16 protein-coding genes are annotated in these 16,708 nt (G+C 59.8%); 11 read left to right on the top strand and 5 right to left on the bottom strand.

Annotated elements, in window-relative coordinates:
• Window positions 1-4 precede the first annotated feature (4 nt).
• Complete coding sequence (locus tag EEQ99_RS24650) at window positions 5-1,150, bottom strand: right-handed parallel beta-helix repeat-containing protein (protein ID WP_127431236.1); 1,146 nt, start codon at window positions 1,148-1,150, stop codon at window positions 5-7.
• A 596-nt stretch (window positions 1,151-1,746) separates the two neighbouring features.
• Here EEQ99_RS24650 and EEQ99_RS24645 point away from each other — a divergent pair.
• A complete protein-coding gene (locus EEQ99_RS24645; protein ID WP_127431235.1) occupies window positions 1,747-3,591 on the top strand; it encodes an acyltransferase family protein in 1,845 nt (614 codons plus the stop codon).
• A 106-nt stretch (window positions 3,592-3,697) separates the two neighbouring features.
• On the opposite strand, the gene EEQ99_RS24640 is transcribed toward EEQ99_RS24645, so the two are convergent.
• Together EEQ99_RS24640 and EEQ99_RS24635 are read right to left on the bottom strand one after the other, a co-directional pair.
• The gene (locus EEQ99_RS24640; RefSeq protein ID WP_047614373.1) at window positions 3,698-4,348 is read right to left on the bottom strand and encodes an esterase/lipase family protein; all 651 of its coding nucleotides are present in this window, start codon (window positions 4,346-4,348) and stop codon (window positions 3,698-3,700) included.
• A 196-nt stretch (window positions 4,349-4,544) separates the two neighbouring features.
• Entirely contained in the window at window positions 4,545-5,240 is a 696-nt protein-coding gene (locus EEQ99_RS24635) for an alpha/beta hydrolase (RefSeq protein ID WP_127431234.1), read from the bottom strand.
• Between the two features lie 584 nt (window positions 5,241-5,824).
• Between EEQ99_RS24635 and EEQ99_RS24630 the strand changes: the two genes are divergently transcribed.
• From EEQ99_RS24630 to EEQ99_RS24585, 10 genes are all read left to right on the top strand, one after another.
• Window positions 5,825-6,307, top strand: coding sequence for an MSMEG_0572/Sll0783 family nitrogen starvation response protein (locus tag EEQ99_RS24630; protein ID WP_127431233.1), 483 nt, complete (start codon window positions 5,825-5,827; stop codon window positions 6,305-6,307).
• Window positions 6,308-6,382: 75 nt separating this feature from the next.
• A complete protein-coding gene (locus EEQ99_RS24625; protein WP_028757318.1) occupies window positions 6,383-7,429 on the top strand; it encodes a Nit6803 family nitrilase in 1,047 nt (348 codons plus the stop codon).
• Window positions 7,356-8,474, top strand: a complete 1,119-nt coding sequence (locus tag EEQ99_RS24620; RefSeq protein ID WP_127431232.1) for an MSMEG_0568 family radical SAM protein — start codon at window positions 7,356-7,358, stop codon at window positions 8,472-8,474. Before EEQ99_RS24625 ends, EEQ99_RS24620 begins: the two co-directional genes overlap by 74 nt.
• Window positions 8,471-9,013, top strand: coding sequence for an MSMEG_0567/Sll0786 family nitrogen starvation N-acetyltransferase (locus tag EEQ99_RS24615; protein ID WP_028756271.1), 543 nt, complete (start codon window positions 8,471-8,473; stop codon window positions 9,011-9,013). The genes EEQ99_RS24620 and EEQ99_RS24615 overlap by 4 nt, the downstream gene beginning before the upstream one ends.
• 2 nt (window positions 9,014-9,015) lie before the next feature.
• On the top strand, window positions 9,016-9,990 hold the full coding sequence (locus tag EEQ99_RS24610) for a sll0787 family AIR synthase-like protein (protein ID WP_127431275.1): 975 nt from the start codon (window positions 9,016-9,018) through the stop codon (window positions 9,988-9,990).
• Complete coding sequence (locus EEQ99_RS24605; RefSeq protein ID WP_127431231.1) at window positions 9,987-11,156, top strand: MSMEG_0565 family glycosyltransferase; 1,170 nt, start codon at window positions 9,987-9,989, stop codon at window positions 11,154-11,156. The genes EEQ99_RS24610 and EEQ99_RS24605 overlap by 4 nt, the downstream gene beginning before the upstream one ends.
• Complete coding sequence (locus EEQ99_RS24600; RefSeq protein ID WP_028756268.1) at window positions 11,149-11,436, top strand: MSMEG_0570 family nitrogen starvation response protein; 288 nt, start codon at window positions 11,149-11,151, stop codon at window positions 11,434-11,436. The genes EEQ99_RS24605 and EEQ99_RS24600 overlap by 8 nt, the downstream gene beginning before the upstream one ends.
• 11 nt (window positions 11,437-11,447) lie before the next feature.
• Entirely contained in the window at window positions 11,448-12,722 is a 1,275-nt protein-coding gene (locus EEQ99_RS24595) for an MSMEG_0569 family flavin-dependent oxidoreductase (RefSeq protein ID WP_047613556.1), read from the top strand.
• Window positions 12,723-12,724: 2 nt separating this feature from the next.
• Complete coding sequence (locus tag EEQ99_RS24590) at window positions 12,725-13,585, top strand: Pnap_2097 family protein (RefSeq protein ID WP_047614371.1); 861 nt, start codon at window positions 12,725-12,727, stop codon at window positions 13,583-13,585.
• Window positions 13,586-13,758: 173 nt separating this feature from the next.
• Window positions 13,759-14,778: a LacI family DNA-binding transcriptional regulator gene (locus EEQ99_RS24585; RefSeq protein WP_127431230.1), complete on the top strand. Its 1,020-nt coding sequence runs from the start codon at window positions 13,759-13,761 to the stop codon at window positions 14,776-14,778.
• Between the two features lie 17 nt (window positions 14,779-14,795).
• Here EEQ99_RS24585 and EEQ99_RS24580 read toward each other — a convergent pair whose 3' ends face one another.
• Together EEQ99_RS24580 and EEQ99_RS24575 are read right to left on the bottom strand one after the other, a co-directional pair.
• The gene (locus tag EEQ99_RS24580) at window positions 14,796-15,806 is read right to left on the bottom strand and encodes a zinc-dependent alcohol dehydrogenase family protein (protein WP_127431229.1); all 1,011 of its coding nucleotides are present in this window, start codon (window positions 15,804-15,806) and stop codon (window positions 14,796-14,798) included.
• Window positions 15,807-15,861: 55 nt separating this feature from the next.
• Window positions 15,862-16,650, bottom strand: coding sequence for an L-iditol 2-dehydrogenase (locus tag EEQ99_RS24575; protein WP_127431228.1), 789 nt, complete (start codon window positions 16,648-16,650; stop codon window positions 15,862-15,864).
• Window positions 16,651-16,708 lie beyond the last annotated feature (58 nt).

The following is a 16,708-nucleotide window of genomic DNA, read 5'->3' as shown; positions in this document are numbered from 1 at the left end:
GCGATTAAGTCGAGAGATAGCGCTTCTGCCAAGGCAGCATGTTTTCTTGCCATGCACGCGGCGTGAAATCGTCATAGGCCGTCTCGGCAATCGCCAACATCCAATTCTGCCCCTTGCGGGCCAGCAAGACGCATGACAATTCCATGCCAGGCTCGATCGCAACGGAGGGCCGGTTGGCGCCTGATATATCGATCCCCTTGTCCCGCCACTGGATGCGGATTTCGTCGGGCTCGGATGTCCATTCGCCGGAGGAAACGGAAGCCTTTCCATCCGGCTTGACGCGAAGCGGCGGCGGCGTGACGTTCAGAAAGCTGCCGTCGTTGAGATAGTTGCCTTCGACTTCCCCTGCGGTCGCTTTGCCGTTTCCTTTCAGAAAGATGTCCTGCTTGCACCGCAAGAATATGTTGCGTCGAAAACTTCCAGACCACGGCCGATTGGCGAAAAACCCGATCTCACATTCGCTGATCACGTTATCGTGGATATCCATGTCTTTGCGAAATGCCAGGCTTTGGTCCGAGTAACCGCTCAAACTCACGCCACGATTGCTGTTCTCGATCCGGTTGTCATAAACATGGTGGCCAGCATGGTCGACTTGATCGCCAACCCCATACCCGAAAGAATAATCATTCATCTTACCGTCGCGCATGACGTTACTGCGCACGACGGCATCGTCGCCGATCGATGAAAAGGAGAAATTCTTCCCCCCGATGAAATTGTATTCAACAAGGTATTGTCGCGTTCTGCCGCAAACCAGCGCTCCCTTGTTGGATGTGCTGGTCGGCGACTGAAGAAAAAGGTTGCCCCGAACCACCACATTGGAGCTCACATTGCGGTCGTCGTTTTCGTAGGCGAATTGGCAGCAATCCGCTCCCTGGCCGGGCGCCGGGCCGACGCGGTTGTTCTCCAGCAACACGTCCGACGTCATTGTAAGGTAAATGCCGTCGCCCTTCACATTCTCGGTCTCACAGCGCCGTATGACGAGATTCTTGCCATTGTGAAATTTGAAGCCGCGGGGAGAATTCTTGACGATAACGTCTTCGACCACCGTATCGGAAAACACCTGATAGGCGACGCCGATGTCCGGAGCGCCGTCGATGACCTGTCCCCGTGTGGATGCACCGTGAATTTTCTTTCGCAAGATGGCGGGCATCGGATCTCCATTCGATACGGTTACAGCTCGTAATAATGAGGGGTCGTGTGGCGGATGTTTGAATATCTGGAAATTATCTTGACCTGAACGACCGCTGAGAAATCCATGTAAATTGACCCCTGACGTCCCGGCCACATGGGCTGAAACTGTGTCTGGCCAGTTGCGTACTCTGCGCTTGGATCGCCGTCCGGCACTCTGTTGGTCACACGTTCGCCCAATTTGGCCTGCAAGCCGTCCTGGCAATGCCGCGCTGCGTTTCAGCAGTCAATGTTAAATCGCCCGTCAGTCTTATGGCCTGAGTTGTGGAACCGTTGAAAGGCAGCTGTAAAATGTGCCCTTTAGTTGAATCACCGTCGAAATGAGAAGCGGATGGACATCGCTCTCCTTCTCGCCGGCTTCATCGGACGAATGGTAAAATAAGCAATAACCCTAAAACACCCGATGAACCTTGCGGCCCCTCCGCTGCTCTTCAGGTCGTCTCTCGTTGTGGATAGAAGCCCGTCTAAGGCGAGTAGTTTTCATTTCACCCTGATGCTGGTTGCATATTGACCGGTCTCACGGTACGAAATCCTGGGAGGCCAAATATCGAGGCCCAAATGATTACGCATCGTCAAGATATCGACGGCCTGCGTGCCGTAGCCGTAATTTTTGTGATTCTTTATCACTGTGGATTTGACCGCATTCTCCCCGGTGGATTTATCGGGGTGGACATTTTTTTCGTGATCTCGGGCTACCTGATTACCAAAATCATTCTTGCTGACGTTGGGGATGGCCGATTCTCGATTGGCAACTTTTATAGTCGCCGCGCAAAACGAATTCTTCCCGCTGTCGTGGTCATGTATGCCGTTGTGATGGCGGCTTCTTATTTTACGATGCTGCCCGACGAAAGCTTGCGGGTCTTTAAGTCCGTCACTTCCTCAGCGCTTTTTGCCTCAAATGCTTATTTCTATTTTACAACTGGATATTTCGATGATTCCTCGGAATTCAATCCAGTCCTGCACACATGGTCGTTGTCGGTCGAAGAGCAGTTCTACGTCTTTTTTCCCCTGATCGTCATGCTGGCAAGCCGATATGGGCGCAGGGCAACCGGGATGGCCATAGCCGGGCTTTTTGCGGTCAGTATCATTGCTTCCATTATCACTGTTCCAATCAACCGCTCCGCAGCCTTTTATCTTGTACAGTATCGCGCCTGGGAACTGCTCGTCGGCGCTCTCATCGCAGGACCGGCACTGCCGAAATTCGCTGATGCGCGGATCAACGATGTGCTTTCGGCAATCGGTGCTTTACTCATCGGCCTCAGCGCATTGCTGCTGGCGAAGACGTCCGAGTTTCCCGGATTGACGGCGTTGCCCGCGACCGCAGGCACGGCGCTGATCATCTGGACCGGCCCAGGCACACTTGTCAGCAAACTACTCTCATTGAGGGTCGCCACTGCCATAGGCTTGATCTCATACTCCCTCTATCTGTGGCATTGGCCGATTTGGGTGTTTTCGAACCAGTACGGGGCATGGGAGCATGGCTGGCAATTGGTGCCGATCGCTTTGAGTCTCGTCGTCGCATATGTTTCGTGGCGATTTGTCGAAACGCCGTTCCGAACAATGAGATACCGACCTGCCGTGTCCGTAGCCGCCGGGGCTGCTTCAATCGCATCGGTAGCAATGCTGGCATTTGTCGGGCAACTCGCGGCCGATCAAATGAAAGAGGACAACACGGCCGTTGAACGGGTGGCGGAATTTGCTGACTACGACCCTTCGAAGGCCTTTCGCAGTGGACAATGCTTCCTCACGTCAAACGACGGCATCGAAAAATATGATCGTGATGCCTGCCTGGCGCTATCAGACAATCAGCAAAACATAGCGCTTGTCGGTGATAGTCACGCCGCTCATCTATATCCTGGACTAAGGGCGCTTTCGGGGGCCAATGTCATTCAAGCGAACGCGTCAGGATGTCGTCCCACTCTCGACGCCGAAGGCGAAGAACGCTGCATCGAACTCATGAACTACATGTTCAAGGATTTCTTGCCGAGCCATAAAGTCGATGTTCTCGTATTGGCTGGACGCTGGACAAAAGATGACGCGAAACTCATCAGGAAGACGGTGGATTACCTATCACCGTTTGCCAAAAAGATCGTCGTCTTCGGACCAGTGGCAGAGTATAAATCATCCCTGCCGCGGTTGCTCGCACACAGTCTCTACGACAAGCAACCATTTAAAGCCGCCGATCATCTGGTGCCTCGACAACACATCGGTCTGGACATTCAAGACGCGTTGGCCGGAAGCGGGGCAACATACATCTCTACCTATAAGACGATGTGCAACCCAGATTGTGTGGTGTGGACAAAAAGCGGAGACCCAGTCCAATTCGACTATGGGCACTTCACCGCCGACGGCTCCCGCATTCTGATTTCAAGAGTTAAGCAGGCTCTCGTCGTTCAGCGATAAAGGCATGCCCATCATCGCGCTTTTAGTTGAACTAATCCTTCGATAGCGGTGCCGCAGGGATTAAGGCGATGGCATGTGGCGGATGTTTGAATATTCGGTCGGACATTCAGATTGTAAACCGCCCATCTTTCAGAAACGACAGGGTTTGGCGCCACATCGTCCTGTTGACGGGTAGGAAAGTGTGGTTGGCGGGAATGACGATATGGGCCACGGCGCCGTCGAGACGTGTGCTCTCCACCGAAACCTTTCCATCATTCGGAACCCTGAGGCCGATGACAAGGGAAGAGACCGGGTCAATGGTCCGATTGCCGGCGATGATGCCAAGTTCGTAATCGACCGTGCCGAACAGCTTCGCCATTGCGGTCTGATCGGTAATCAGCTGCTGGCCTGCCGGTCCATAGACCTTCCTGTATAAGGACCAGCCCTTGAGGAAATCGGCGATCTGGCTGCCGTTGTTCGGCGTTCCGACCATGACCACTCTACCGAGGTTGGCTGGGCGATAACGCGTGAGAAACGCCCGGATGATCAGCCCGCCCATCGAATAACCGACGAAATGGAGACGGCCGTCTCCTGCCGCCGTCGCAGCGCCGTCGATCTCCGGTCGAACGATGTCGACGAGGTCGCTGATCGAAAACCTGGTGGAGGGGTAACCGACATTCACAACCCGATAACCGTGGCCTGACAGGAAGCCGGCGAGCTTCTCCATGCTCTTCTTCGTCCGGGCAATGCCGTGAAAAAGGATGACTGTGTCGTTCATCATCTGTCCGCTCAACGCGCCGCTATCGATCAAGCCCCTATCCTGTAGCGTGCAAGCGTGAAGCTTGTCGATTGATGCCGGAGGGTTTCGTCGTGCCGTGCGCCTTCTCCAACGCCGGAGCATGGAGGGCGGAAGCGATCAAGCAGATGATCGAGCGGGGGCGCTTATTCTCACGCCCCCACAAGCATCTTTGTTCTTACTTCGAGATGGCTACCGCTGCCTCATCGATAAAGGCTGCGACCTCCAGAGGCTTTGAATGCGACAAGGCATGACTTGCCTCCAAGGTCATGACTTTCCGAGCATTGAGACGAGTCGACATTGCTGCCTGGTTTTCAGGAGCAATCATTCTGTCTTCGCTTGCTATTTGATACCAGGACGGCTTCTTCCTCCAGGCTGGAGCGGTGATGACGTCGCCAAAAGTGCCTGCAAGCGGCGCTTTTTGGGTGGCCGCCAAAACGAAAGCATCTTCGAGGGATATATCCTGGCAGAAGCTTTCGTGAAAGTTGTCGGCCTTGAGCCATAGGTAGCTGTCGCTGTCCGGCTCGATATTGGCCATTGCCGCAGGCGGATGCCGTTGCGTGATAGCGCCTGGACTTTCACCTTCGTCGGGAGCGAATGCGGCGATATAGACAAGCCCCGCGACATTCGGTTGATCTCCCGCTTCGGTGATGACCGCGCCACCGTAGGAATGACCGACGAGCAGAACCGGTCCTTTCTGCTGGGCCACCATCTTGCGTGTCCGTTCAGCGTCCTCAGCAAGCGACGTCAACGGCAGTTCGACGGCGCAAACGGATTGATAACCCCTCCGCGCCAGTTCGAGTATGACCTTGCCCCAATGTGCGGCTCCACCCCAAAAGCCATGCACCAGAATGATCGTAGGTTTATTACTCATAGTTTTCTCCTATTTCGTGGAAAGAGCGACACGGCCTGATCGGCGACAACGGAATCCGAGCATCTTTTTCGCCTCCTTCCTCCACCGTCGACGGAGTTGGCGGCTTATTCCGCTGACCAACGAGCGGCCCTATATATACATCCAAATGCTTTAATTGATTGCATTCAATATAGCTAGGCCGTTCCGATTGATGCGATAAGGCATCTTGACGCAGACCTCCCTCGGAAGCGAGCCGCTTCCATTGCCGGGCGCTGCCAGCACCAGAAGGCGGGTGCGAGTCTGAGCACCCATCCCAAAAGCCCGGCGTAAACGGGTTGCCGGGGCTCACGCCACAAGTATTATGCTTCCTCATGCTGATTGACGCGCAATTGAATGCATCTGTTTTGAGCTTTCGTGCATTCGATTTTTGCACTCGATCGCCTATAAAATCAGCTCTAAAACTTTCTCCTTCAAAATTGATAGCATAATTGAATGTATTGTCCGTCAATTTGATTGCTATTTATGCATAATCAATCTGGCATGTGGCTTGCAATTGGATGGATGCTCCCCGGATGGGGATCGGATTTCAAACCAAGGAGCCATCCATGCCCGCAGTGACCAAACCCGCCAATCAAAAAGGCGACTTTCTTGTCAATTACGAGGAAAAGGTTTTTGAGGACGTACAGGCCGGCGAAGGGGAAAAAGCCCTCGTCACCTTCCATACCGTGGCGTTCGAAGGATCGATCGGATTCGTCAACCTGCTGCAGGCGACGCGCCTGAAGCGGAAGGGGTTCGAGACCTCGGTCCTTCTCTACGGCCCGGGCGTCACGCTCGGCGTCCAGCGCGGTTTTCCGACGCTCGGCGCGGAGGCCTTTCCCGGCCATCTGAATTTCAACAACCAGATCGTCAAGTTCATGGAAGAAGGTGGCATGGTCTATGCATGCCGTTTTGCCCTTCAGGCGCTTTACGGCCATGGCGAAGGCGCATTGATCCCCGGCATCACGCCGATCAGTCCGCTCGACGTTCTCGACTTGATCCTGATCCATCGCCGCGACGGCGCCTTCATCCTCGACACCTGGACGCTCTGAGCAGCAACCGCCCCAAAGAATAGGGGGCGGAGTCCTGGCGCTCCGCCTCCCCGCCCGTCAATCGAGGATTTCGTCATGGAGAAAAAAACGAGCGTCCGGGTTGCCGCCGCGCAGATCGCGCCGGATCTGACCTCGCGCGAGAAAACCTTGGCCCGCGTGCTGGATGCAATTCGTGAAGCGGCGACCAAAGGCGCCGAGCTGATCGTCTTTCCCGAAACCTTCGTCCCCTGGTACCCCTATTTTTCTTTCGTGCTGCCGCCCGTTCTCTCCGGCAAGGAGCATGTGCGACTTTACGAGGAAGCCGTCACGGTGCCGAGTGCCGCCACCGATGCCGTCTCGGCAGCCGCCCGCGAACATGGCATCGTCGTAGCGCTTGGCGTCAACGAGCGCGACCACGGATCGCTCTATAATGCCCAGCTGCTGTTTGATGCCGATGGCACACTCCTCCTCAAGCGTCGCAAGATCACCCCGACTTTTCACGAGCGGATGATCTGGGGCCAGGGCGACGCCTCCGGTCTGAAGGTGGTCGACAGCGCCGTCGGACGCCTTGGCGCGCTGGCCTGCTGGGAGCACTACAACCCTCTGGCCCGCTACGCCCTGATGGCGCAGCACGAGGACATCCATATCGCCCAGTTTCCGGGCTCGATGGTCGGGCCGATTTTTGCCGACCAGATGGAAGTCACCATCCGCCACCACGCGCTGGAAAGCGGCTGCTTCGTGGTCAATGCCACGGGCTGGCTGACCGACGAGCAGATCGCTTCCATTGCTCCCGACGCGGGCCTGCAGAAGGCCCTGCGCGGCGGCTGCATGACTGCGATCATCTCGCCCGAAGGCAAACACGTCGTGCCGCCGCTGACGGAAGGCGAAGGCATCCTGATCGCCGATCTCGACATGAGCCTGATCGTGAAGCGCAAGCGGATGATGGATTCGGTCGGCCATTATGCCCGGCCCGAGCTGCTGCATCTTGTCATGGATGGCCGCGCCACGGCGCCGATGGTCACCACCACCCAGCCGTCCCTCCCCACAGCCGAAGCAAGGACCCTTTCCGATGGAGAATACGACACATCTGCCGACCGAGATTCTGATCAACGAATTGCAGTCCTACGGAGCCCGGCTCGTTGACCCCAAGGCCGGATATGAAAGCCGCCGCGGTGGTGCCGGACCTTCCGACCACAAGGCGCTGACCATTGACGGCATGACGGTGATGGTGCCGGTTCACACCGCACCTGCATTCGAGAGTCCCTATCTGGTGGAAAAGCCGGATGATATGGGCCGCAGCCGTATCAGCCGGGATGGCAGGGTGCTGGGTGAGGTTTCCTTTCCTTTGCGCCCACGCTTCTACGAGCGCTCGACCGCCGACGGCATTCCCTATTCGCAGATCGCGGTTCTGCACGGCAAGGACGTGCTCGCCACGACCGTGCTGCAGACCTGCATCCGCTATCAGAGCCGCAGCAAGACCTGTCAGTTCTGCGCCATCGGCCAATCGCTGGCAGCCGGCCGCACCATCGCCCACAAGACGCCGGAGCAGCTCGCGGAAGTCGCCAAGGCCGCCGTCGAACTGGACGGCGTCAAACATATGGTGATGACCACCGGCACGCCGAAGGGCGACGACCGCGGCGCTGCGATCCTCGCCGACAGCGCCCGCGCCATCAAGGCGGCCGTCGATATTCCCATCCAGGCGCAATGCGAGCCGCCGGAGGACGATATCTGGTTCACCCGCATGAAGGAGGCCGGCGTCGATGCCCTCGGGATGCATCTGGAAGCCGTGACGCCGGAGGTCCGTGCCCGCATCATGCCGGGCAAGGCGCAGGTCTCGATCGCCAAATACATGGCCTCGTTCAGGGCCGCGGTGGAGGTCTTCGGGCGCGGCCAGGTCTCGACCTATATCCTGGCGGGGCTCGGCGACAGCCGTGAGGCCATTCTGGATATCTGCGAAAAGCTGGTTGCGCTTGGCGTCTATCCCTTCGTCGTGCCCTTCGTGCCGATTTCCGGCACGCCGCTCGAAAGCCACCCGGCGCCCAGGCCTGACTTCATGCACTCGATCCTCGGCCCCTTGTCCAAGATGCTGGTCGACAGCGGCTTGAAGGCCGTCGACATCAAGGCCGGCTGCGGCAAATGCGGCGCCTGCTCCGCCCTTTCCACCTATGAAAGGATGCTCACCAAATGATGCTCGAAGCCTTTGCTCCCTATCGCTCGAGCGAATTCCAGGTGAAATTCGCGACCTCCGCCTGGGAGCGCAGCCAGGCGCATGCGCTGCGCCGTGCCGTCTTCTGCGAGGAACAGCGGATCTTCGAAAGCGATGACCGCGACGCGATCGACGATTACGCCATCCCGATCGTGGCTCTCTCCATGCTGGGCATTGCCGCCGACCAGCTTGTGGGAACGGTGCGCATCCATCAGGCCGAACCCGGCATCTGGTGGGGATCAAGACTGGCGGTCCATCCGGATTTTCGCAAGATCGGCGCCTTGGGGGCGACCCTGATCAAGCTCGCCGTGTCCTCCGCCAATGCGATCGGATGCCACACGTTCCTCGCCAATGTGCAGGTTCAGAACGGCCTGCTGTTTCGGAGGCTGCACTGGGATGTCATCGAGGAGTTCGAGGTCTATGGCAAGCCGCATCTCAGGATGAAGGCCGACCTTGCCTATTATCCGCCTTGCGTCACACCCGAGGCAGGCTTCACCGCCCTTTCCAGAAAGGCGGCGTGAAGATGGTCGCGATCGACATCAAGGCCCTGGCGGCCAAACTCTCGACGAGCGGCGGCATCGCCGCCAAGCAGGATATCGGCACGATCGCCGCAAGGCTCGGCCTGCAGGGGCAGCAGATTGCCGTCGGCGACGATTGCGCCGCGCTGCCCGATGGCGACGGTCATCTGCTTTTTGCCATCGAAGGGTTCATGAACGAGTTCGTCGCCGCCGACCCCTGGTTTGCCGGCTGGTGCGGCGTCATGGTCAATATCTCCGACGTCGTTGCCATGGGCGGCCGGCCGATCGCCGTGGTTGATGCCGTCTGGGCCGATGGCGAGGCTGGCGCGACCCTCGTTCTGGATGGCATGCGGGCGGCATCCAGCGCCTTTGGCGTGCCGATCGTCGGCGGTCACACCAATATCCGCACCGAACGCGGCCAGCTGTCGGTCGCCATTCTCGGTCGCGCCAAGACACTGCTGACGAGCTTCGATGCAAGGCCGGGCGATGTGCTGGTTGCGGCGACCGACCATCGCGGCCGTTACCGCGAACCCTTCAACAACTGGGAGGCCGCCACCGATGCCGCGCCGGCGCGCCTGCGCGGCGACCTCGAGCTGCTGCCCGAGATCGCCGAGGCCGGGCTCGCGCTGTCTGCGAAGGATATCAGCCAGGGCGGCATCATCGGCACCGCCATCATGCTGGCCGAATGTTCGCATGTCGGCATCGATATCGACGTCGCCGCCATTCCTCTGCCGGCCGGTGTCGCCCTCGATCGCTGGCTCGTCACCTTTCCGAGCTTCGGCTACCTGCTCGCCGTCGCGCCGGAACATGTGGCCGATGTCGTCACCCGCTTCACCGCACGTGGCATCAGCGCCGCGGTCATCGGCGCGGTCGTGGCCGGTGCCGAGGTCGCACTGGTCGATGGCGAGACCCGCGCAGTGGTGCGCAATCATGCCGAGACACCGCTGCTGCAGCTCGGTCGACAGGATGCCGCCGCATGAACCTTCCGTCGCACCGAACCTTGCGCATTGCGATGCTGACCCATTCCACCAACCCGCGTGGCGGCGTGGTTCATGCCATGCAGCTTTCGGAAGCGCTGACCTCGCTTGGCCATGAGGTGGTCCTGCATGCGCCCGATGCCAAGGGGGCGGGCTTTTTTCGTCAGCCCTCCTGCGGCACCGCCTGTATTGCCGCGGCGCCGGCATCCCCGGATATGACGGAAATGGTCGAGCAGCGGATCGCCGATTATATCGGCTATTTCCGGAAAGCCGGAACCAATGGCTTCGACCTGTTCCACGCCCATGACGGCATTTCCGGCAATGCGCTGGCGACCCTCAAGCTGGAGGGCCTGATCCCGAGTTTTGCCCGCACCGTCCACCACATCGACCAGTTCGCCGATCCGCGCCTGATGGCTCTGCAGGATCGCGCGATCGATGTGGCCGATATCTTCTTCGCCGTCAGCCGCCTCTGGCGGGACAAGCTCAGAGAGGATCGCGGCATCGAGGCCACAATAGTCGGCAATGGCGTCGACACCAACCGCTTCTCGCCTGCCTGGAACGGCGAGCAGGTCGCTCTGCGCGACAGGCTGCAGCTCGGAAACGGGCCGATCTTCCTCAGTGTCGGCGGCATCGAGGCGCGAAAGAACACCCTCGGCATTCTCGAAGCCTTTCGTCAGGTCCGCGCCATCCGGCCGGATGCCCAGCTTGTCATTGCCGGCGGTGCCTCTCTCCTGGACCATGGCGACTATCAGGAGGAGTTCCGCTCTCACCTCGCCTGCCTCGGTCGGGACGCAGCAGCTGTGCATATCACCGGTGCGATCGCGGATGCCGACATGCCGAGCCTCTACCGGCTGGCGGATGCGCTGGTGTTCCCCTCGCTCAAGGAGGGCTTCGGCCTCGTCGTTCTGGAAGCCATGGCCAGCGGTATTCCGGTCGTGACATCCTCGATTGCACCCTTCACCGAATATCTGGGTCCCGGCGATGCGATCTGGTGCGATCCGCATCATCCGGTCTCCATTGCCGAAGGCATGGCGCTGGCGCTGGTCGCACCGATCCGCGAGCAGATCATCCCCCGTGGTCTCGAGGTTGCCGCCCGCCATGGCTGGCACCAAACAGCAACAGCCCATCTTGCCCGCTATCACACGCTGCTGGAGGCCGACCATGCCTGAAATGCGGTTCGTCATTGCCTGGCCGGATGGCCGCAAGGAGACCTGTTACTCGCCCTCCCTGGTGATCAAGGACTATTTCGCCGAGGGCCAAAACTATCCGCTGGCCGACTTTCTCGATCGCAGCCGCACGGCACTGACCATCGCCAGCGACAGGGTCAAGGCGAAATACGGCTATCCCTGTTCGCTAGCGCTCGGCCAGCTGTCGCGCATCGAACAGGCCGCCACTCCCTATCTCACCGACGCAGAGGCCGAAGTCCGCTGCGAAAGCTTCATCCTTTGAAAGGACCCACCATGACCACACCATCCCTCAAGAGCCATTACAGCGCGGTTGTCATCGGCGGCGGCCAGGCCGGGCTCTCGGCCTCTCACTATCTGAAGAGGCACGGCATTGATCACGTGGTTTTCGAGAAGAAGACCGTTGCGCATAAATGGAAGAACGAACGCTGGGACGCCTTCTGCCTGGTGACGCCGAACTGGCAATGCCAGCTTCCGGACCATTCCTATGACGGCACGGATCCGCACGGTTTTATGGTCAAGGACGAGATACTCGCCTATGTCGATCGCTTCGTGAAGAAGGTCGAGGCGCCGGTCTTCGAGCAAACCAGCGTGACGTCGCTCGAAAAGCATGGCGGCCTCTTCCGGCTCGAGACCTCAGCTGGCGCGGTGACAGCCGATGCCGTGGTGATCGCCACCAGCCTCTATGCAGATCCGGCCATTCCGCGTGCGGCCGAGCGCCTGCCGGAGGACATCATGCAGCTCCACACCGCCGCCTACCGCAATGCCGACCAACTGCCGGAGGGCGGCGTCATCGTGGTCGGCTCCGGCCAGTCCGGCTGCCAGATCGCCGAGGATCTGTATCTTGCCGGCCGCAAGGTGCATCTCGTCACCGGCAACGCGCCGCGTTGCGCCCGGTTCTATCGCGGTCGCGATGTGGTCGACTGGCTTTCCGATATCGGCCAGTACGACATCACGGTCGAACATGATGGCATGACGAAGAAGAAGCACGACACCAACCATTACCTGACCGGACGCGACGGCGGACGCGATATCGATCTGCGCAAATTCGCGCTGGAGGGTATGATGCTTTATGGCCGCATGTCCGGCGTCGCCGCCGGCCGGATGCTGTTCGAGCCGAACCTGAAGGCCAATCTCGACAGTGCCGACCGTGTCTATAACGGTATCAATGCCCTGATTGACCGGCATATCGCCGAAAAAGGCATCGAGGCTCCGGCCGGATCCCCCTATGTCCCCGTCTGGGAGCCTGGGGCGGAGATTGTCGAACTCGATCTGAAGGCGGAGGGGATCACCTCGGTCATCTGGGCCACGGGTTTCAGTCCGGATTGGTCCTTCGTCGGCCTGCCGATCTTCGACGGCAACGCCTACCCCGTTCACCGCCGCGGCGTTACCGTCGTCGATGGCGTCTACGTGCTCGGACTTCCCTGGCTCTGGACCTGGGGTTCCGGGCGGTTCCTCAGCGTCGGCAAGGATGCCGAACATGTGGTCGGGCATCTCGCAGCTCGGCTTTCGGCACAGGCATCCTCTCTCAAGCAAGCGGTCAGTGCCTGATGATGAGCGCAGCCCTTCTCGATTTTCCGCCCGCAGGACCTTCGGCACGCGACTTGATGGAACGTGCCCTTGATCCGCATGTGCTTCTCGGCATGCCGCATTTGAATGGAAACGGGCTGTCGGAGACCTGGCTGATGAAGGAACTCGGCCATCGTCACTGGCTGATGCTCGCCCGTCACCTCGGGCTCGACAATGCGGATTTCAGAACGGCCGATGGAGAGGAAGCCTATGCCGCGATCTGTGCAACGTCCCTGACGGATGCCCATTTCGCCATCGTGCAGGCAAATGACATTTTGACGATCCACTCGAAGCTGTCCGCAGTCTCGCGAACCCGAACGTCGACCCGACACGACTTGTCTCTGCACGGACGAAGCGTCGGCGCGGTGGAACTCATCTCTACCTTCGTTCACAGAACGATCAAAGACAACAATCACTCGATCGCGCGTGTGACGTTGCCTGAGCGGCAGGGACGGCGCTTCCAGCCCAGTCCTCTGGCCCAGAACGCTGTGGACATCCGGAATGGACGGTTAGGCACGCATTTCGGGTTTTCCGTCCTCGCTCACAGGGCGCTTCGAACCTTTAAGTTTGATCCCAGCGCTTCGCAGGAGTTCAACGGCGCAGGATTGTTTTATTTTGCCGAGTATCAGGCACTCGCCGACCGCGCCCTGGAAAACTGGTTTCCCTGCAAGGGACTGGTCGTCCGTAAGGACGTTTTCTTCCTTGGAAATATCGAACGAAATGAAAGTGTTTTCTTCGACCTTATCGATTTTTCCGACGAGCAAAAAACTGTCCATGGGCAGCTACGACGCGAGAATGGGAAAGTGATCGCCAAAATATTCAGCGCGTGGACATATCTTCGCTGAGTCATCGTCCCGCAATGCCTGCTTTGTGTCGTTTGAAACGGAGAAGGACAACGGGATGGCGAGCGGAGCGCGCTTGATGCGGCGTGCCGCTAGTGATCTAGTGGATGACAAATGGAGGTGAACTTCAGCAGTTCGGTTCATTCGACCGCCGCTAGAAAAAGAAAAACGAGCACGTGACGACCAGCATCAGACATATCGCCAAACTTGCAGGAACGTCGGTCTCTTCGGTTTCGCGCGTGCTCAACAACAGCGGTTATGCCTCGCCTGAGCTCCGAGACCGCGTCGAGGCGGCGATCCATGCACTGAATTACACGCCCAGCAAGGGCGCACGCATGTTGCGCGGTGCGCCAAGCCGGATGATCGGACTGATGCTGCCGTCGATCGAGGTGCCCTTCTTCGGCATCCTGGCCCATGCCATCGAACAGGAATTGTTTCAGCACGGCTATCAGACGCTGATCTGCAGCACGGCGGAAAATATGGACCACGAGGCGCGTTATATCTCGATGCTGCTCGCCCAGCGCGTCGACGGCGTCATCGTCGCCAGCGCCTTCGGCAGCATCGAGCATTTCGGGGTGCTGCGGGACGCTCGCATTCCGATCATCGCCATTGACCGCGAGCTGAACGGCATCGCAGACGACGCTGTCATGGCCGATCACGAGGAAGGCGGGCGGCTGATGGCGCGCCATCTGATCGGCCTCGGCCACCGGGCGATCGCCATCGTCGGCGCGCCGGCGCACAGCCAGCCCATCCAGCTTCGCCTTCAAGGCATCATCGCGGAAATGGCGAAAGGCGGCATCGCGCCTGCCGTCGTGGCGATGGCGGAAGAGCACAGCTTTGCAGAAACCTACCGGCTGGCGCGAGAATTGCTGGCATCTCAGCCTGATATCACCGCCATCATCGGCACGACCGACGTTTCAGCGATTGCCGCCATCCATGCCATCCAGGATCGCGGATTTTCGGTTCCGAACGACTATTCGGTCGTCGGCTTCGACGACCTGCCGGAAGCAGCCTACGTCTTTCCGCGGCTGACAACGGTTGCCCAACCGATCCGCGATGTCGGGCAGCAGGCGGCACGGCTGCTGGAAGCGCTGATCGACGAGCACCAGACCGGGGACGAATCCCGACACGGTACAATCGTAAAGGTGCCGGTCACGCTGATCGAGCGCGATTCCACCGGCCCCGTCCGCAGCTGAGCAGGGGGGTCTCGAGGCTAAGGCCGGACGATGACCTTGATCTCGCCGGGCAATGGCGCGTTGCCCACCACCTCGGCGACCTGCTCGAGGCCGATGGTTCTGGTGACCAATGCATCCAGCTCCAATACTCCGCTGGCCACCATTGCCGCAGCGCGCGAATGGGTGAAAGGATTGAGGTAGGCCGGCCTGATATCGACTTCGTTTATCAGCAGATCGAAGGGCAGAACCGGCACCTCGACACCCGCCGGCGTCACGCCGAAAAGCACGAAGGCGCCACCGCGCCGCGCCATTTTCAGACCGCTTTGAAGCGTGTCGCTGACGCCGGCGCATTCGATGACCACGTCGGCGCCGCCTTTGGTGACCTCTCGAACGGACGCGATCGTGTCCGAAGAGGCCGGGTCGAAGGCGTGCGTCGCCCCCAGGCGCTGAGCCGTTTGGCGTCTTGATTGCTGCCGCGTGATCAGAATGATCTCGCTCGCCCCCGCCAGGCGGGCCAGCTGCACCATCAGCAGGCCGATCACACCGCCGCCGAGGATGGCGACGCTGTCACCCGGACGGATCCCTGCCTTGTCGATGGCGTGGATACAACAGGCCAGCGGTTCGCTGAAGGCGCCGTGAACGGGATCGAGGTCGGCCGGCAGCCTGAAGGCCTGCGCGTGCGGCACCGCCACATATTCGGCAAAGCCGCCATCCCGTGTCACGCCGATGGCGGTCAGGCTCTCGCACAGGTTCGGCCGCGCCTGCGCGCAAGCCCGACAGATGCCGCAGGCGATATTCGGGTCGACCGTCACCAACTCGCCGCCGGCAAACCGTGTCACCCCATCGCCGATCTCTTCGACGATGCCGCAGAATTCGTGGCCCAGCGTGACGGGGATCGCCGTCGGATACTCGCCCTTGTACATGTGGCGGTCGGAACCGCAGATGCCGGCGGCTGCGACCCGGACAAGCAGCTCGCCCGGCCCGGCGACCGGTTTTTCGACACTGCGCATGGTCAAAGATGCGATCGACTCCAAGCGTACAGCCTTCATTCCACTCCTCCAGACCCCAAGTTCGATTGCCTATTGCCGCAGATGAAGCGAAGCGTCAGCTCATGACATTGCCGCCATCGACATTGTAGCACTGCGCCACGATGTATGCTGCATCAGGCCCGGCCAGGAAGGCTGCCATGGCCGCTTGTTCCTGGGGGGCGCCAAATCGTCCGGCGGGAACGGCGGCAGCCACGCGACGCTTGACGTCACCGGGTTTCAAACCTTCACGGCTGCCGAGTTTTGCATCGACGACATCCCACATCGGCGTATCGACGACACCGGGAGCGATGGCGTTGACGTTGATCCCGTAGCGGATCAGCTCCAGGGCGCAGCTTTGCGTGATGCTGATGACCGCCGCCTTGGACGCGCAGTAGGCCACGGCAGGTCCTTCGCCCCGTCGCCCCGCCTGGGACGAGAAGTTGATGATGCGTCCACCTCCCCCTCTCTCCACCATGTGCTGGGCGACGGCCTGCGTCATGAAGATCAGGCCTTCGATATTGACCTGAAAGACCCGAGCGGTCCGTTCCCGGGATATATCCAGAATCGACTCGACGTCGTAAATGCCGGCGGCGTTGACCAGGATGTCGATCTGACCGGCGGTTGATATCGTGAAGCGCACAGCTTCTTCGATGCTGTCCTGGCTGGTCACGTCAAGCGCCACACCCCAGGCATGCGGGCCGATCGCTTCCGCCACCCGTGCGCAGCGTTCACCGTCGAGATCCGCCACGACAACCCTGGCGCCTTCGGCGGCGAAGCGTTCGCAGACCGCTTTGCCGATGCCACTCGCGCCTCCCGTGACCAGTGCCACCTTGCCGGAGAGCCGCCCCGTTTCCGCATAGGTCATCGCCCTGCCTCCCTGGTCGCGCCCAAATCGGCAAAGGTGCCGTGCACGGCTGCCATAT

The organism is Rhizobium anhuiense (assembly GCF_003985145.1).
Lineage (GTDB): Bacteria > Pseudomonadota > Alphaproteobacteria > Rhizobiales > Rhizobiaceae > Rhizobium > Rhizobium anhuiense.
The sequence above is the reverse complement of the archived record's forward strand: the minus strand, read 5'-3'. Positions and strand labels throughout refer to the sequence as shown.

Excerpts from the sequence above, each read along its gene's own strand:
- EEQ99_RS24575 (WP_127431228.1), bottom strand. The coding sequence starts at position 16,650 with ATGACCTATGCGGAAACGGGGCGGCTCTCCGGCAAGGTGGCACTGGTC.
- EEQ99_RS24605 (WP_127431231.1), top strand. The coding sequence starts at position 9,987 with ATGAACCTTCCGTCGCACCGAACCTTGCGCATTGCGATGCTGACCCAT.
- EEQ99_RS24630 (WP_127431233.1), top strand. The coding sequence starts at position 5,825 with ATGCCCGCAGTGACCAAACCCGCCAATCAAAAAGGCGACTTTCTTGTC.
- EEQ99_RS24600 (WP_028756268.1), top strand. The coding sequence starts at position 11,149 with ATGCCTGAAATGCGGTTCGTCATTGCCTGGCCGGATGGCCGCAAGGAG.
- EEQ99_RS24625 (WP_028757318.1), top strand. The coding sequence starts at position 6,383 with ATGGAGAAAAAAACGAGCGTCCGGGTTGCCGCCGCGCAGATCGCGCCG.
- EEQ99_RS24645 (WP_127431235.1), top strand. The coding sequence starts at position 1,747 with ATGATTACGCATCGTCAAGATATCGACGGCCTGCGTGCCGTAGCCGTA.
- EEQ99_RS24595 (WP_047613556.1), top strand. The coding sequence starts at position 11,448 with ATGACCACACCATCCCTCAAGAGCCATTACAGCGCGGTTGTCATCGGC.
- EEQ99_RS24615 (WP_028756271.1), top strand. The coding sequence starts at position 8,471 with ATGATGCTCGAAGCCTTTGCTCCCTATCGCTCGAGCGAATTCCAGGTG.
- EEQ99_RS24635 (WP_127431234.1), bottom strand. The coding sequence starts at position 5,240 with ATGAGTAATAAACCTACGATCATTCTGGTGCATGGCTTTTGGGGTGGA.
- EEQ99_RS24650 (WP_127431236.1), bottom strand. The coding sequence starts at position 1,150 with ATGCCCGCCATCTTGCGAAAGAAAATTCACGGTGCATCCACACGGGGA.
- EEQ99_RS24580 (WP_127431229.1), bottom strand. The coding sequence starts at position 15,806 with ATGAAGGCTGTACGCTTGGAGTCGATCGCATCTTTGACCATGCGCAGT.
- EEQ99_RS24590 (WP_047614371.1), top strand. The coding sequence starts at position 12,725 with ATGAGCGCAGCCCTTCTCGATTTTCCGCCCGCAGGACCTTCGGCACGC.
- EEQ99_RS24640 (WP_047614373.1), bottom strand. The coding sequence starts at position 4,348 with ATGAACGACACAGTCATCCTTTTTCACGGCATTGCCCGGACGAAGAAG.
- EEQ99_RS24620 (WP_127431232.1), top strand. The coding sequence starts at position 7,356 with ATGGAGAATACGACACATCTGCCGACCGAGATTCTGATCAACGAATTG.
- EEQ99_RS24610 (WP_127431275.1), top strand. The coding sequence starts at position 9,016 with ATGGTCGCGATCGACATCAAGGCCCTGGCGGCCAAACTCTCGACGAGC.